Source organism: Actinomycetota bacterium (genome assembly GCA_004297305.1).
GTDB lineage: Bacteria > Actinomycetota > Actinomycetes > S36-B12 > FW305-bin1 > FW305-bin1.
Window position 1 is genome coordinate 15,180 of the sequence record SCTR01000006.1, and the last position, 15,212, is coordinate 30,391.

At 72.0% G+C, this 15,212-nt stretch carries 15 protein-coding genes and 1 riboswitch; of the genes, 8 read left to right on the plus strand and 7 right to left on the minus strand.

The window, feature by feature from the left end; translation table 11 throughout:
• The first annotated feature begins 1 nt into the window (after nt 1).
• Together EPO13_02830 and EPO13_02835 are read left to right on the plus strand one after the other, a co-directional pair.
• Entirely contained in the window at nt 2–244 is a 243-nt protein-coding gene (locus EPO13_02830; GenBank protein TAK69939.1) for a hypothetical protein, read from the plus strand.
• Between the two features lies 1 nt (nt 245).
• On the plus strand, nt 246–791 hold the full coding sequence (locus EPO13_02835; GenBank protein TAK69940.1) for a DUF2530 domain-containing protein: 546 nt from the start codon (nt 246–248) through the stop codon (nt 789–791).
• 92 nt (nt 792–883) lie between these two features.
• On the opposite strand, the gene EPO13_02840 is transcribed toward EPO13_02835, so the two are convergent.
• Entirely contained in the window at nt 884–1,765 is an 882-nt protein-coding gene (locus tag EPO13_02840; protein ID TAK69941.1) for a DUF3027 domain-containing protein, read from the minus strand.
• Nucleotides 1,766–1,856: 91 nt separating this feature from the next.
• Here EPO13_02840 and EPO13_02845 point away from each other — a divergent pair, with 91 nt between their 5' ends.
• The gene (locus EPO13_02845) at nt 1,857–2,321 is read left to right on the plus strand and encodes a hypothetical protein (protein TAK69942.1); all 465 of its coding nucleotides are present in this window, start codon (nt 1,857–1,859) and stop codon (nt 2,319–2,321) included.
• Between the two features lie 144 nt (nt 2,322–2,465).
• Here the strand turns inward: EPO13_02845 and EPO13_02850 are convergent, their stop codons facing one another.
• Entirely contained in the window at nt 2,466–2,861 is a 396-nt protein-coding gene (locus tag EPO13_02850) for a cold-shock protein (GenBank protein ID TAK69943.1), read from the minus strand.
• A gap of 143 nt (nt 2,862–3,004) precedes the next feature.
• Here EPO13_02850 and EPO13_02855 point away from each other — a divergent pair, with 143 nt between their 5' ends.
• Complete coding sequence (locus tag EPO13_02855) at nt 3,005–3,295, plus strand: hypothetical protein (GenBank protein ID TAK69944.1); 291 nt, start codon at nt 3,005–3,007, stop codon at nt 3,293–3,295.
• A 67-nt stretch (nt 3,296–3,362) separates the two neighbouring features.
• On the plus strand, nt 3,363–5,723 hold the full coding sequence (locus EPO13_02860; protein TAK69945.1) for a DNA-binding protein: 2,361 nt from the start codon (nt 3,363–3,365) through the stop codon (nt 5,721–5,723).
• Nucleotides 5,724–5,751: 28 nt separating this feature from the next.
• Here EPO13_02860 and EPO13_02865 read toward each other — a convergent pair whose 3' ends face one another.
• Complete coding sequence (locus EPO13_02865; protein ID TAK69946.1) at nt 5,752–6,867, minus strand: o-succinylbenzoate synthase; 1,116 nt, start codon at nt 6,865–6,867, stop codon at nt 5,752–5,754.
• 35 nt (nt 6,868–6,902) lie between these two features.
• Between EPO13_02865 and EPO13_02870 the strand changes: the two genes are divergently transcribed.
• Nucleotides 6,903–8,558, plus strand: a complete 1,656-nt coding sequence (locus EPO13_02870) for a DEAD/DEAH box helicase (GenBank protein TAK69947.1) — start codon at nt 6,903–6,905, stop codon at nt 8,556–8,558.
• Between the two features lie 49 nt (nt 8,559–8,607).
• Here the strand turns inward: EPO13_02870 and EPO13_02875 are convergent, their stop codons facing one another.
• Together EPO13_02875 and groL are read right to left on the minus strand one after the other, a co-directional pair.
• On the minus strand, nt 8,608–9,387 hold the full coding sequence (locus EPO13_02875) for an enoyl-CoA hydratase/isomerase family protein (protein TAK69948.1): 780 nt from the start codon (nt 9,385–9,387) through the stop codon (nt 8,608–8,610).
• Nucleotides 9,388–9,988: 601 nt separating this feature from the next.
• Nucleotides 9,989–11,617, minus strand: coding sequence for a chaperonin GroEL (gene groL / locus EPO13_02880; GenBank protein ID TAK69949.1), 1,629 nt, complete (start codon nt 11,615–11,617; stop codon nt 9,989–9,991).
• 316 nt (nt 11,618–11,933) lie between these two features.
• Between groL and EPO13_02885 the strand changes: the two genes are divergently transcribed.
• Nucleotides 11,934–12,305 carry a hypothetical protein gene (locus EPO13_02885; GenBank protein TAK69950.1) on the plus strand — a complete coding sequence of 124 codons (372 nt, stop codon included), beginning with the start codon at nt 11,934–11,936 and terminating at the stop codon, nt 12,303–12,305.
• Between the two features lie 44 nt (nt 12,306–12,349).
• Here the strand turns inward: EPO13_02885 and EPO13_02890 are convergent, their stop codons facing one another.
• Both EPO13_02890 and EPO13_02895 read right to left on the minus strand, forming a co-directional pair.
• Nucleotides 12,350–12,643 (minus strand): molybdopterin synthase sulfur carrier subunit, encoded by a 294-nt coding sequence (locus EPO13_02890; protein ID TAK69951.1) that lies wholly within the window; start codon nt 12,641–12,643, stop codon nt 12,350–12,352.
• On the minus strand, nt 12,640–13,932 hold the full coding sequence (locus EPO13_02895; GenBank protein TAK69952.1) for a threonine synthase: 1,293 nt from the start codon (nt 13,930–13,932) through the stop codon (nt 12,640–12,642). Before EPO13_02895 ends, EPO13_02890 begins: the two co-directional genes overlap by 4 nt.
• Before the next feature lie 12 nt (nt 13,933–13,944).
• Nucleotides 13,945–14,054: riboswitch (SAM riboswitch) on the minus strand.
• A 142-nt stretch (nt 14,055–14,196) separates the two neighbouring features.
• On the opposite strand from EPO13_02895, the gene EPO13_02900 reads away from it, so the two are divergent.
• Nucleotides 14,197–15,201 carry a glucosyl-3-phosphoglycerate synthase gene (locus tag EPO13_02900; protein TAK69953.1) on the plus strand — a complete coding sequence of 335 codons (1,005 nt, stop codon included), beginning with the start codon at nt 14,197–14,199 and terminating at the stop codon, nt 15,199–15,201.
• Nucleotides 15,202–15,212 lie beyond the last annotated feature (11 nt).

The following is a 15,212-nucleotide window of genomic DNA, read 5'->3' on the forward strand; positions in this document are numbered from 1 at the left end:
GGTGTCGAACTACACCACGCCCAACGTCGACGGCCATCTCACGGTGAAGGCAACGGTGCGGCACAGCGGCACCACGGCCGCCACCGGCAACCTGACGATCTTCGTGTACGTCGGGGGGAACCTGGTCGCGACCACCCGCGCGCAGCTCACCAGTCCGGTCCCCGCGTCGGGCACCCCGGTGACCTTCACCTCCACCGACCGATGGGTGCCCGGCAGCAAGGTGCTCGTCCTGGCTACCGGCTGAGATGACCGGATCGGACGACGGCGTTCGGCCCGGCGGTGGTCGACGCCACGGCGTCGGGCCCGGCGATGTCCCGCCCGGCGATGTCCCGCCCGGCGATGTCAGGCCCGGCGACGTCAGGCTCGATGGTGCCGGCTCGGTCCGGCCTGAAACGGTTGCGCCCCAGCCAGATCGCGCCGGATCAGCGGACGAGGGCGGCCACGACGACCGCAAGGACGAGACCCGCGAGCACCACGAGGGTCACCATGCGACGGGTGCGGGCATCCATCCCGGCAGCGTAGGGCCGGCCACGGCCACCCCGGCTCCGTCGGGTGCCATGGCGCCACTGGACGTCGACGGTGTCGTCCCGGTCGCCGCCCTGACGGCGGCCTGGGCGGTGGCCCTCATCGTGACGGTGCTCAGTCGCGCGAGCCTCGACAGCGCCGGGCGCGGCTGGTGGGTTGGCGTGTGCGTGGCCGGCGTCATCGTGGGACTGGGCGCGCTCGGATACGTCGTACGCCGCCGCCGGGTGTACCGCGCGGCACCGGCCGGGCCGGCGACACCGACCTGAGTGACGACGCGGGCCTGAGCGGCGAGTCGGGCCTGAGCGGCGCAGGGCACCCGCCGGGCCGGTTCACCGGCCGATGGTCGGTATTGCAGCGGTCAGGAGTGGCCCAGCTCGGCGGCCTCGGCACCCGGAGCGGCGTCGGGTGCGTCGCCGGGGCCGGGGCCGGGGCCCGGGTCGGGGTCGGCGTCGTCGGCGGCGGCGGCGGCGTCCAGGTCGACCAGGTCGTAGCCGCCCTCACCGGCGGGACGGACGTCGATCACCCGGACCTCCGCCTCGGCCTGCGAGTGGGCTCCGCAGCCGTACTCGAGTGAGACCACACCGCCGTCGGCCGGCGACAGCGGATGCGCGCAGACGCCGAAGGCCTGGCCGAACGGCCCGCCCACCGGCACCAGGAAGCCGCACGAACTGCAGTGCGCGGGCGCGGCCTTGGCCATGGGCGACTGCGGGCCACGGTCCCCGGACTGCCACCGGTCGAACGCCTCCAGCCGTCCGATGCTGGACAGCACCCGCGGCCGGCCCAGGCCCAGCTCCCACTGCTCGGGACGCAGTGTGCTGTCGGCTGTCTCGCCTTCGGGGTCGTCCGCGCCGCTCCAGCCGGGCGCGAGCCGCAGGTCGTCCGGCGGACTCGGCAGGACGTCGCCGACCCCGAGGTCGCCCGGACGCACCCGGTCGTGCCACGGCACCCACGGCGGCGCCAGGACGGCGCCGTCGCCCGGCAGCAGCACGACCTCGTCGACGGTCACCTTCTTGGCCCGGGAAGCGCGGGCCACGGTCACCGTCCAGACCCAGCCGCGGTAGCCCGGCGCCGACGACGCGAACCGGTGACTGCCCACCCGCTCGTCGTCGGCGACGAAGCCCAGGTGGTCGCCGACCGTGCCGGCCGGCGCGTCCAGCTCGGCCGCGGCCCGGGCAAGGTCGACCGCTGCGGCGCAGGTCGCGTCCGGCGTGGGCGGGCGGGCGGTACGTCGCACGGGCATGGGGCGATTGTGTCGCACCCAGTCGGACCGACGCGGCCGGCCCGACTGGGCCGTCGGTACCCTGGCGGCCCATACCTCTCCTGGAGTGCACATGATCCGCGCGCGTCGCGCCCTCGTCATCGCTGTTGCCGCCGCCGCCGCGGCCCCGCTGCTGGCAGGCTGCGAGAAGCCCGCCCCCGGGGTGTCGGTGTGGTCCGGTACGACGAGCATCAACCGCGAGGCCCTCTGCTGGACGGCCGATGCCGCAGCGGCCAGCGCCACGTCGTGCGCAGAGGACGTCGTGCAGAAGGCCCTCAGCGGCGACCGCGTGCCCACCCTCAACGCCGTCGCCGGCTCGACGCTCGGCATCAGCGTCGACACCGTGGTCGCGAGCACCGGGTGGTACCCGACGATCAACGGTCAGCGGCTCACCCAGGATGCGTTGCACGACACGTACTACCGGCTGACGTTCCCGCAGGCCGCGCAACGACAGAACTACACGCTGGCCGTCATCGCCGGGCAGGGGAGCACGACCAGGGGGCTGTGGGCGTTCAAGCTGGACGTCTCCGCCGGCTGAGAGGTCCAGCGGAGGCCGTACGGCGTGCCGCCGGGGCAGCGACGAACGCGACGGCGCCGTAGCCGGCCGGGCCAGCCGCCGGCCGGGTCAGCCGCCGGCCGGGTCAGACGGCGCCGTAGCCGGCCGGGCCAGCCGTCGACCGGGTCAGACGTCGATGTCGTCGGCGACCGCCCGCAACACGCTGGCGACCTTGTGCGCGTGCTTGTCGTCGGGGTAGCGCCCGCGCCGCAGCTGGTTGGACAGGCCATCGAGGAGCTTGATCAGGTCCTCGACGATCACCGCCATGTCGTCGGCCGGCTTCCGATGGGACCGGGCCACGGCCTTGGCCACCGAGGGCGCCGGTTCCAGCACGGTCACCGACAGCGCCTGCTTGCCACGCTTGCCGTCCACCACGCCGAACTCGATCCGGGTCCCCGGAGTGAGGGAAGCAACGCCCGCGGGCAACGTCGACGCGTGGACGAACACGTCGGCACCGTCGTCGGCCGTCACGAAGCCGAAACCCTTCTCCGCGTCGTACCACTTGACCTTGCCGGTAGGCACGGCAGTCGACCTCACTCGCACACTCGGGGAGACGGACGCAGCGACGCACGCGCTGTCCGCGGGGAACGTCCAGGCTACTTGCTCGGGCGCGGCTCCCCCAACGCCATTCCTGGCACTGACCGCCGCCGGACTACCCTGCGGTCGTGACTCCCGCAGGACTCGGTACGGCGAACCCGACCCCTGGCACGACGGCCGCCGATCGGCTGCTGCGACTCGGGCTGGCGGTGACCGTCGTCGGACTGTGCTGCACCCTCGTGGCCTGCCTGCCGCTCATCGTGACGACGTGGACGCTGCCGAGCGTCTGGTGGGCGCTGTCGATGCTGACCGGGGTAGGGCTCGTGCTCGTCGCCGTCGGGCTCGTCGTCGCCGCACGCGCCCGGGCTCGTCGGCTTGCCGCGGTCCAGCAGCGCCTCGCCGGCCACCCGGATCGCTGACCCGCGCTCCGATTACGCCGATGCCACTGCGGGTCGCCCCGTCCCCGCCGACAGCACACGCCCGCCGATGACACCGCCGCCCCCGACCGCCAGCCCGGACGTCGCCGACGGGCGCCCCCGCAGCCTGACCGACGAACTGCGCGCCCGCAGCGACGCGGACCTGGCCGAGCTCCTGCGGCACCGCCCGGACCTCGCCCATCCCGTGCCGGCCGACCTTGCCGCGCTGGCGACGCGCGCCGCCACCGTGACGTCGGTGGGCCGGGCCCTGGACACCCTCGACCGGTTGAGCTGGCAGGTGCTCGAGGTACTCGCCGTGCTGCCGGAGCCGGTATCGCAGGAAGCGGTCCGCGCTGCGGTCGGGGTACCCGATGCCGACGGGGCCGTCTCCGAACGGCTGGGCCTGCTCGGCGAGCTCGCCCTGCTGTGGGGTGCGGCGGACGACCTGCACCTGGTGCGGGCCGTCCGCGACGCCCTCGGCCCGTACCCGTGCGGGCTCGGGCCCGCGCTGGCCGACAGCCACGTGCGGATCCGCCGGTACGCCGCCGACCCGCAGCTGCTGGCAGCGGAGCTGGCCGCCGCGCCGCCGGCCGCCGTCGAAGTCCTCGATCACCTGCGATGGGGGCCGCCGGTGGGCCGGCTCGCCGACGCCGACCGGACAGTCACCGAAGGCAGCGCCCGGACGCCGGTGGAATGGCTGCTGGCCCGGGAACTCCTCGTGGCCCAAGGCCCGGACTCCGTCGCGCTGCCCCGCGAGGTCGCGCTGCACTTGCGCGACGGCGCGCTGCTGGCGGACGTGGCCTGGCCGCCGCCGTCGACCGCGGGGCCGACCCGCGATCCCCAGCTGGTCGACCGGACCGCCGGCGCCCACGCGCTGACCGCAGTCCGCCTGCTGGGCCGGCTGCTGGACGCCTGGGCGGTCGAGCCGCCGGGCCTGCTGCGGTCTGGCGGCCTCGCCGTACGGGACCTGCAGGCGGCGGCCCGGCTGCTGGACACCGATCCCACCACCGCGGCGCTCCTTATCGAACTGGGCTACGTCGCCGGGCTGCTCGCCTCCGACGACGAGGCGGATCCGGTCTGGTTGCCGACACCGGCGTACGACGTGTGGTCGGCCGCAGAACCGGGAACGCGCTGGGCGTTGCTGGTCCGAGCGTGGTCGGTGACCACGCGGGCGCCGGGACTCGTCGGGCTCAAGACCGAGCGCGACGGCCGCATCAACGCGCTGGTGCCCGACACGATCCGTCCCGCCGCGCCCTGGCTGCGCCGCTGGATGCTCGGCGTCCTGGCCGCCGGCGCGCCCGGTGAGGGGATCACGCCGGACCGGCTGCTGGCCGCACTGGAATGGACCCGGCCGCGGCTGGCCGGTCCGGCGCAGGCCGACCTCGTCCGCTGGTCACTGCGGGAGGCCGAACTGCTGGGAGTGACCGGATTGGGCGCGCTGGGCACGGCCGGCCGAGCCCTGCTGGCCGATGCCGGCGTCGCCGAGCTGGCCGCCACGGTCAGCGCGCTGATGCCGGCACCGGTGGATCACATTGTGCTGCAAGCGGATCTGACCGCGATCGCGCCGGGCCCACTGGAAGCCGGCTTGGCGCGCCAGTTGGATCTCGTCGCCGACGTCGAGTCGACCGGCGGCGCCACCGTCTACCGCTTCAGCGAGACGTCGATACGCCGCGCCCTCGACGCCGGGCAGGACGGCGCCACCATCCTCGAGTCGTTGGCACGAAACTCGAAGACCCCTGTGCCGCAGCCGTTGTCCTACCTGGTCACCGACGTCGCCCGACGCCACGGCGCGGTGCGGGTGGGCATCGCGTCGGCGTACCTGCGGGCCGAGGACGAGGAGCTGATCCAGGCGGTGCTGGCGTCGCGGAGCCTGGCCGGCCTCGGCCTCGTCCGGCTCGCCCCCACCGCCGTGGCCTGCCGTGCCCCGGTCGACGAGGTGCTCGACTCGCTGCGGGCGGCCGGCTTCGCACCGGTGGCGGAAGCACCGGACGGTCGGATGGTGCTGCGGCGCAAGGATTCCCGCCGTACCGCGCCGGTACCGCCACCACCGGTGTTGCGCGGCGAGCCGCCGGCGCCCGACGACGTGTGGCTCGCCGGCGCGGTCCGCGCGCTGCGCGCCGGCGACCGGGCGACTGCGGTCGGCCGCCGGGCGCGCCGGGCTCCGGCGACCTCGCCGCAGCGGCTACCCCGGTCCGACCCGGCCGCGACCATGGCCGCGCTGCGCACCGCGCTGGCGGCCGGATCGGCGGTCTGGATCGGCTACGCCGACACCGCCGGCGCGACGATCGAACGGGTCATCGACCCGGTGCGGCTGCAGGGTGGTGTGGTCACGGCGTACGACCACCGGACCGAATCGCTGCGCGACTTCGCGGTGTCCCGCATCACCGGACTGCTGGCGGTCGACCACGCGGACGCCGCCGAACCTGACTGAGTCGCCGGGCGACCCGACTCCGGCTAAGTCAGGGACGCAACTGCTCTTCGTGCCAGCGCGTCGCGGTCATCAGCAGGTCAGGCTCCGGATGGACGGCCGCACCGACGGTATGCGGGATCCGCAGCACGCCATCGGGAGGTTCGTCCCGCACCGTGACGTCCGAGGCGAAGACCATGCTGCCCTGGCAGATCTCGCTGGCCGTGCAACCAGGCAACCCCGACAACACCAGGGCCGCCGAACGCCCGATCCCCGACTGCAGCATGTCGTTGACCACGAACGGGATCCCCGCCTGCACGCAGAGGTCGTGAACCTCCACGGCGTGTCCGATCCCACCGACGCCGCTCGGCTTCGCCGAGATCTTGTCGGCCGCGCCGAGGGCGATGACCGAGCGCACCGTGCCCAGACTGCGCACCGACTCATCGAGCATCACCGGGGTCTGCATCCGTTTCGCCAGGGCGGCATGGGCGGTGAGTTCGTCCGCCGCGAACGGTTGCTCGACGTGCTCGAGGCCGAAACTGTCGAGCGCCGCAACCGTGTCGATCGCCTCCGGTGGGTAGGCCCCCCAGGCGTCCACCGACAGGGTCAGATCCGGCCAGGCGCTGCGGACGGCGGCGACCGGAACGAGATCCCAGCCCGGCCGGATGGCGATACGGATGCTGCGGTACCCGGCGTCCACGAACCTGGCCACGGTCTGCAGGACGCCGTCGACCTGCCCATCGGCCGGCAGCGAGACGGTGGCCTTGCCCACTCCCCGAGTCGCCACGACGCCGAGGTGCGCGGCCAGCGATTGACCCTGCCGCCGCAGTTCGGCGTCCAGGACAGCCTGTTGCAGGGCGCCTCTCGCGCGGGGATGCGCGGGGAACACCGCGGTCGCCGCCGCCAACGACGTCGCGGTGACCGTGTCGCCTACCGACCACAACACCGGCAGCATGAAGCTGCGCAGCACGTCGATGACACCGTCGGTGTATTCGTGGTTGGAGAACGGCGCCATCGGTGCGGCGGCCTCACCCCACCCCTCCACGCCGTCAGAGCACCGCAGCCGGAGCAGGACGGTGTCCCGCTCGTACCACGTCGCGGTGGGCAGCCGGAGCGGTTCGCGGAATGGCAGCGAAACGCGGAAGAGCTCGACGGCCTCCACGCGCATGACGTCAATCTATCCACGTCGGCGACAATGACGCGGTGACCGACGGCCCATTGATCGTCCAGAGCGACAAGACCCTGCTGCTGGAGGTCGATCACGATCGCGCCGACGACTGCCGCCGCGCGATAGCCCCCTTCGCCGAGCTGGAACGCGCTCCCGAGCACGTCCACACCTATCGGCTCACTCCCCTCGGGCTGTGGAACGCCCGGGCGGCCGGCCACGACGCCGAGCAGGTCATCGATGTCCTGCTGTCCTACAGCCGGTATCCGGTCGCCCACGCCGTCCTCGTCGACGTCGCCGAGACCATGGACCGCTACGGCCGGCTCCGGTTGGTGAACCATCCCAGCCACGGCCTGCTGCTGCAGACCACCGATCGCGCGGTCCTCGAAGAGGTGCTCCGCAGCGCCAAGATCACCCCCCTGGTGGGTGCGCGTATCGACTCCGACGCCGTCGTGGTCCATCCCAGCGAACGCGGCCATCTCAAGCAGGTGCTGCTGCGGCTGGGCTGGCCGGCCGAGGACCTCGCCGGCTACGTCGACGGCGAAGCGCACCCGATCTCGCTGGCCGAGTCCGGCTGGTCGCTGCGGCCGTATCAACAGGAGGCGGCCGAGAACTTCTGGCACGGCGGTTCCGGCGTCGTCGTACTGCCCTGCGGCGCCGGCAAGACCATCGTCGGGGCGGCCGCCATGGCGAGGGCCCAGGCCACCACGCTGATCCTGGTCACCAACACGGTGTCAGCGCGGCAGTGGCGTTCAGAACTGTTGCGCCGTACCACCCTGACCGACGACGAGATCGGGGAGTATTCGGGCTCCCGCAAGCAGTTGCGCCCGGTCACCATCGCGACGTACCAGGTGATGACCACGCGCCGCAAGGGCGTGTACCAGCACCTCGAGGTCTTCGACGCCCGCGACTGGGGTCTGATCATCTACGACGAGGTCCACCTCCTCCCGGCGCCGATCTTCCGTTTCACCGCGGACATCCAGGCGCGGCGGCGACTCGGCCTCACCGCCACCCTGATCCGTGAGGACGGCCACGAGGCGGAGGTCTTCAGCCTGATCGGTCCCAAGCGGTACGACGCACCCTGGCGGGAGATCGAGGCGCAGGGCTGGATCGCCCCGGCGGACTGCGTCGAAGTCCGGGTCACCCTTCCTGGACCCGACCGGATCGCCTACGCCACAGCCGAACCGGAGGATCGATACCGGCTGGCTGCCGCCAACCCGGTCAAGATCCCGGTGGTGACCGACCTGGTCGATCAGCATCGCGGCGAACAGATCCTGGTCATCGGCCAGTACCTGGACCAACTGGCCGATCTCGGTACGGCGCTGGGGGCGCCCGTGGTGACCGGAGAAACCACGGTGCGGGAGCGAGAACGGCTCTTCGAAGCGTTCCGCTCCGGCGAGGTGACGACACTGATCGTGTCGAAGGTCGCCAACTTCTCGCTCGATCTCCCCGACGCCACCGTGGCGATCCAGGTCTCCGGCTCATTCGGGTCGCGGCAGGAGGAGGCCCAGCGACTCGGCCGGATCCTGCGGCCGAAGTCCGACGGGCGGACGGCCCGCTTCTACACGGTGGTCGCCCGCGACACCGTGGACGCGGAGTTCGCCGCGCACCGGCAGCGGTTCCTCACCGAACAGGGCTACGCCTACCGGATCGTCGACGCCGGCGACCTCGGCGTCGAGGACTCGCCGAACTAGCAACCGCCCGGGGACGGCACGAACCGTGCCGCCCCCGGGCGGTTGACGATCACGTCGCCGAGAACTGTGCGGCGCGGCCTTCCACCCGAGCGGCGAAACCCTCCTGCGTATCGGGAAGGGTGAACAGGTGCAGGTGACGCTCGCTCTCCAGCAGGATGAACGAGTCGAAATCACGACGCTCCGCTTCCACGAAGTTCGACTTCATCGTGGTCAGCGCGAACGGTGCGGCGGCCGCCAGCCGGGCGATGACCGCCTCGACCTCCTCGGCGAAGACGGCGTCGTCGAAGACCCGCGCGACCAGCCCGAGTCGCAGCGCCTCGTCGGCGTCGAACTTGCCCGGCATCATGCACAACTCGCGAGCGCGACCTGCCCCGATCAGCCGGGGCAGCGACCACGGCAGGCCCATGTCGCCGGCCACCGCGACGTCGAGGAAAGCGGTATTGAACTTCGCGCGCCGGGTGGCAAGCCGCAGGTCACACGCTGCCGCCCAGCCCAGGCCCGCTCCTGCGCACGCCCCGTTGATCGCTGCGACCGTCACCTGCGGCATGTGGTGCAGCAGCGTCGTGACGAGGAAGTCGTCTGGTTCCAAGCGGTCGCCGAGCTCGTCGCCGGCGGCGACGGCCTTCATGTCCGCACCGGGACAGAACATGGAGCCGGCCCCGGTCAGTACCAGCACCCGGACATCGGACCGCTCGGCGACGGTCTGCAGGGCCGCCTTGACCTCGCGGACCATCGTCCGCGACATCGTGTTCAACCGGTCCGGTCGATTCAGCGTCAGCCTCGCCACCGGCGCTTCCACCGACAGAATCAGCGTCGAATACTCCGCCATGCTCACCGCACCTCGCTTGCGTCGCGACGACCCTCGCCGACAGTGACGGCGAAGCCAACAGGCCGGGGCCGCAGTCCGGCCCGGCACCGCGACAGTACCGCGCGGCACAGCCGAACCCTTCGGCCCCACCCGGCGAACAGAACGCCATGGCACCACCGCCGCGGCCACCGAGAATGACGCGGCCAGAAAGTGCCGTGGCCACACGAAATGCAGTGAGCACAGGAAATTCAGCGCACGGGAAATGCAGCGACCTCGGAAATGCAGCGACCTCGGAAATGCCGTGGGGCGGTGGCCCGGGAAATCCAGGCCACCGCCCCAGGCGGTGTTCGTCGTACGACGGACTCAGCGTTCGCTGCGGACCTCGTCGTCCTGACTCACGTCGGCAGACCCCCGCTCACACCAGGGGCCTGTCTCCGCTCGCTCGTCCTCAGAAGTCGCCACTCGGGACTCCCTCGTCCTCACTCACTTCGGCAGACCCCGGCTTACGCGGGGGCCTACCTCCGCTCGCTCGTCCTCAGAAGTCGCCACTCGGGACTCCCTCGTCCTCACTCACTTCGGCAGACCCCGGCTTACGCGGGGGCCTACCTCCGCTCGCTCGTCCTCAGAAGTCCATCCCGCCCATGCCGCCGTCGCCACCCGGCATCGCCGGGGCCGTCTTCTCCGGCTTGTCGGCGATCACGGCTTCGGTGGTGAGGAACAACCCGGCGATCGAAGCGGCGTTCTGCAACGCCGAACGGGTCACCTTGGCGGGGTCGATGATGCCGGCCTTGAGCAGGTCGACGTACTCACCGGTCGCGGCGTTGAGGCCCCAACCCGGCTCGAGGTTGCGCACCTTCTCCACCACGACGCCGCCTTCGAGACCGGCGTTGATCGCGATCTGCTTCAGCGGCGCCTCGACGGCAACCCGGACGATCCCGGCACCCGTCGCCTCGTCGCCGTCCAGCTCCAGAGAGGCGAACGCCGGGACCGACGCCTGCAGCAGCGCGACACCGCCACCGGCGACGATGCCCTCCTCGACAGCGGCCTTGGCGTTGCGCACCGCGTCCTCGATGCGGTGCTTGCGCTCCTTGAGCTCGACCTCGGTCGCGGCCCCGGCCTTGATGACCGCGACACCGCCGGCCAGCTTGGCCAACCGCTCCTGCAGCTTCTCGCGGTCGTAGTCCGAGTCGCTCTTCTCGATCTCGGCGCGGATCTGGTTCACCCGGCCCTGGATCTGCTCGGCGTCACCGGCACCCTCGACGATCGTGGTCTCGTCCTTGGTCACCACGACCTTGCGGGCCCGACCCAGCAGGTCCAGCCCGATGCCGTCGAGCTTCAGGCCGACCTCCTCGGACACGACCTGGCCACCGGTCAGGATCGCGATGTCCTGCAGCATCGCCTTGCGGCGGTCACCGAAGCCGGGGGCCTTGACGGCAACCGAGCGGAAGGTGCCCTTGATCTTGTTGACGACCAGCGTCGCGAGCGCCTCGCCCTCGACGTCCTCGGAAAGGACCACGAGCGGCTTGCCCGACTGCATGACCTTCTCGAGGATCGGCAGCAGGTCCTTGACCGCCGAGATCTTGGAGTTGGCGATGAGGACGTACGGGTCCTCGAGCACCGCCTCCATGCGTTCGGCGTCGGTGACGAAGTACGGCGAGACATAGCCCTTGTCGAAGCGCATGCCCTCGGTGAGCTCGAGCTCCAGGCCGAAGGTGTTGCTCTCCTCCACGGTGATGACGCCCTCGCGACCGACCTTGTCCATCGCCTCGGCGATGATCTCGCCGACCTCGGCGTCGGCAGCGGAGATCGAAGCGGTCGAGGCGATCTCCGCCTTGGTCTCGACCTCCTTGGCCAGCGACAGCAGCTGCGAGCTGACGGCCTCGACTGCCTTCTCGATGCCCTTCTTCAGCGACATCGGGTTGGCGCCGGCCGCGACGTTGCGCAGGCCCTCACGGACCAGCGCCTGGGCCAGCACGGTCGCCGTCGTCGTGCCGTCACCGGCGACGTCGTCGGTCTTCTTGGCGACCTCCTTGACCAGCTCGGCCCCGATCTTCTCGTAGGGGTCCTCGAGCTCGATCTCCTTGGCGATGGAGACGCCGTCGTTGGTGATGGTGGGCGCGCCCCACTTCTTCTCCAGGACGACGTTGCGGCCCTTCGGGCCGAGGGTCACCTTGACCGCGTCGGCCAGGGTGTTCATGCCCCGCTCGAGCGAGCGGCGCGCGTCCTCGTCGAACGCGATGATCTTTGCCATGGGGTGGGGTTCCTCCCGGAACGGCTGGGATGCTCACCGGGCGGCGCCCGCGACGGACGACCCGTCGACCGCGGCATCCCTGCCGCTGCGGTCCCCGGGCCTCGCCGGCCGGTGCGAACTGTGCTCGGACGCCAGGCGACCGAAGCATGGTTGTCACTCGGACCTGCCGAGTGCTAACGACATGATTAGCACTCGACACCGGCGAGTGCAAGCGAGTCCGCCGAGGCCGGCGCAGCGCTGGCGCGGCTCGGCGGGCCGGTTGAGGATGTCGGCCAGACGCAGTCGCCGGCCGCGTGGCCGGCGGGGAGGGAGCACGATGACCGAACCCACCGGCGGGGCCCAGCCGTCCGGCCGTGACGACCCGACCAGCGACGACCTGACCAGCGACGACCTGACCAGCGATGACAGGGCCGAGGACACGCTGGCCACCGACGACGAGCCGGGGTACGGCGAGAGTGAGTACGCCGGAACCGGTATCGGCCACGAGCCCTACGGGGAAGCGGCGTACGGCCATGCCGGCGAACGCGGCGACGAAGTGGCGACCGCGCTGGCCGGCGACCTCGCCGAGGAGTACGAGACCGAGACCGACGCGACGGATTCAGGGTTCGACGACGTCGCTGCGGAGACAGCGGCGATGCACGTCATCGGCGAGGACGAGGTCGCCCGGCAGTCCCACGTGGACCGCTAGATCCCCTGCCGTGACCGCGACCGTCAGCCGCGGGACCGCGACCCTCAGCCGCCGGCGACGGCGGGAATGACCGAGACCGACGTCCCGGTCGGCGTCGCGGTCGCCAGGCCCTCGGCGAAGCGGACGTCGTCGTCATCGACGTACACGTTGACGAAACGCCGAAGTCGGCCGGTGTCGTCGAGCACCCGGGCCCGGATGCCGGGTGCCTGCGCCTCCAGCGCGTCGAGCACCCCTTGCAGCGTCTCGCCCGCATCCTGACCGGCCGGGTCCACCGAGACCTCGGCAGCGCCGCCGGTGTACGTGCGCAGGATCGTCGGGATTCGGACGGTGACGCTCATGCAGTTCCTCCGGACTGTGCCCTACCCAGTGCGGCGACGACCTCGGCCACCTGCGGCCGGATCGTAGCTGTCGGCCCGACGGCGGGGCTGACGGCCTCCAGCGTCTTGAGGCCGTCGCCGGTGTTGCAGACCACGGTCTCGGCGGCCGGGTCGAGCCGGCCGTCGGCGATCAGCCGGCGCAGCGTCGCGACGGTGACCCCACCGGCGGTCTCCGCGAAGATCCCTTCGGTCTCGGCCAGCAGCCGGATGCCCTCGACGATCTCCTCGTCGCTCACCGCCGCCACGGCGCCCCCCGTACGGCGCACCGCGTCCAGCGCGTAAGGCCCGTCGGCCGGGTTGCCGATGGCCAGCGACTTGGCGATGGTGTCCGGCCGCACCGGGCGTACCACGTCCGCGCCGGCGTCGAATGCCTGCGCCACCGGAGAACAGCCGCTGGCCTGGGCCCCGAACACCCGGTACGGCGAGTCGGCGACCAGGCCGAGTTCGACCAGTTCGCGCCAGCCCTTGTCCACCTTGGTCAGCAGCGCACCGGACGCGACGGGGATGACCACCTGCGACGGCAGCCGCCAGCCGAGCTGTTCGGCGATCTCGTAGCCCAGCGTCTTGGAGCCCTCGGCGTAGTACGGCCGCAGGTTGACGTTGACGAAGCCCCAGTCGTCGGTCAGCGGGTCGCCGATCAGTTCGCTGCACAGCCGGTTGACGTCGTCGTACGTGCCCTCGACGGCCAGCAGCTGACCGCCGTACGACGCGGTCGCGACGACCTTGCCGGCCTCCAGATCCGCGGGGATGACCACGACGGACCGCTGCCCGCCCCGCGCGGCCGCCGCGGCGACGGCATGGGCCAGGTTGCCCGTCGAGGCGCACGACAGGGTCGTCAACCCGAGCCGGCGGGCCGCGGACTGCGCCACGGCCACGACGCGGTCCTTGAAGGAGTGGGTCGGGTTGGCACTCTCGTCCTTCACCCACAGCGTGCCGGTCATGCCGAGCGCCCGGGCCAGCGAGTCGGCCCGCACGAGGCGGGTCAGCCCCGGATGCAGGTTGGGCTCGTCCGCGGCGTACGACGCGACCGGCAGCAGACAGGAGTAGCGCCACAGTGAGGGCGGCCCGGCCTCGATCCGGGCCCGGCTCACGTCGGTGAACCGGTAGGACACCTCCAGCGGGCCGAAGCACTCGGCACAGGCGTACGCCGCGCCCAGCTCGAAGGTGGCCGAACACTCGCGACAGGTCAGGTGGGATGCGGGCCCGAAATCGGGGGCCAACCGCAGGTCGGGGTCAACGACGCTGGTCACGGACAGAGCCTCTCCTCATCTTCCCCCGGCACCACGCCGAGGACGGACTTGGCACCTTCCGCCGTCTGGCGTGGTTGCCGGGGCTTCACCGGGCCGTATCCCTCTGCCCCTCTGGATGAGCGATCTTCAATTGTGTCGGCCGCAACCGGTCTCGACGTCAGAACGCCGTCGGTCCGGATCGGTCGACAGGGACCGGTCGCGGGCCGGTGGCGTTCAGCCCCCACACTGTACCCGACGCCGACCGCACGACCGGAAGGGGAAAACGTGCGCGAGGACGCCGCCGCCTGGTTCGCCCGTCGTACGTCGCGGGCGCAGGACTGGCCTGCGGAGCTGGTCCGCCGCAGCAAGGGTTCGACCCGCGTCAGCGTGGTGCTCCCGGCGCTCAACGAGCAGGAGACCGTCGGCGTGATCGTCGCGGCCATCCGCGACCACCTCATGGCGGCGCCCAGCGGCGCTGGACGGTCCACCGGACCGGATTCCGTCCCGCTGGTCGACGACCTCGTCGTGCTGGACTCCGGCAGCTCGGACGCGACCGCCGCGGTCGCCGCGGCGGCTGGCGCCCGCGTCGTCCACCGCGACGACGTGCTGGCCCGCATCCCCGCGGTCCGGGGGAAGGGTGAGGCGATGTGGCGGGCCGTCGCGGCCACCGACGGCGACATCGTCGTGTTCGTCGACGCCGACCTGCGGTCGTTCACCCCGGCGTATATCACCGGGCTGCTCGGCCCGCTGCTCACCGATCCGTCCGTGGCGCTGGTCAAGGCGATGTACGAGCGCCCACTGGTCAGCCCCGGCGGCACGGTCACCGCGGGCGGCGGCCGGGTCACCGAATTGGTCGCGCGGCCCCTGCTCAACCTGCACTGGCCACACCTGTCCGGGGTCGCCCAACCGTTGGCCGGCGAGTACGCCGCCCGACGGTCGCTGCTGGAGGTCCTGCCCTTCCCCTGCGGCTACGGCGTGGAGTTCGCCCTGCTGGTCGACGCCGCCGAAGTCCTCGGCCTCGACGCGCTGGCCCAGGTCGACCTCGGGGTACGGATGCACCGCCATCACGACGAGCCGCGGTTGGGGCGGATGGCCGCGGAGATCTGGCGGACGGCGCTGGCCCGGCTCGACCCCGACGGCCGGCTCGGCCGCCCCGGCGACGGGCTCGCCCAGTTCGAGCGGGGTCCCGGCGGTCTGATCGTCGTCGACCACGAGGTGAGCGCGCTGGAACGACCGCCGCTGCTGGAGATCGCCGAGTACGCCGGAGACCACGACTCCGCCAGAAGCTGACCGACGCCGGG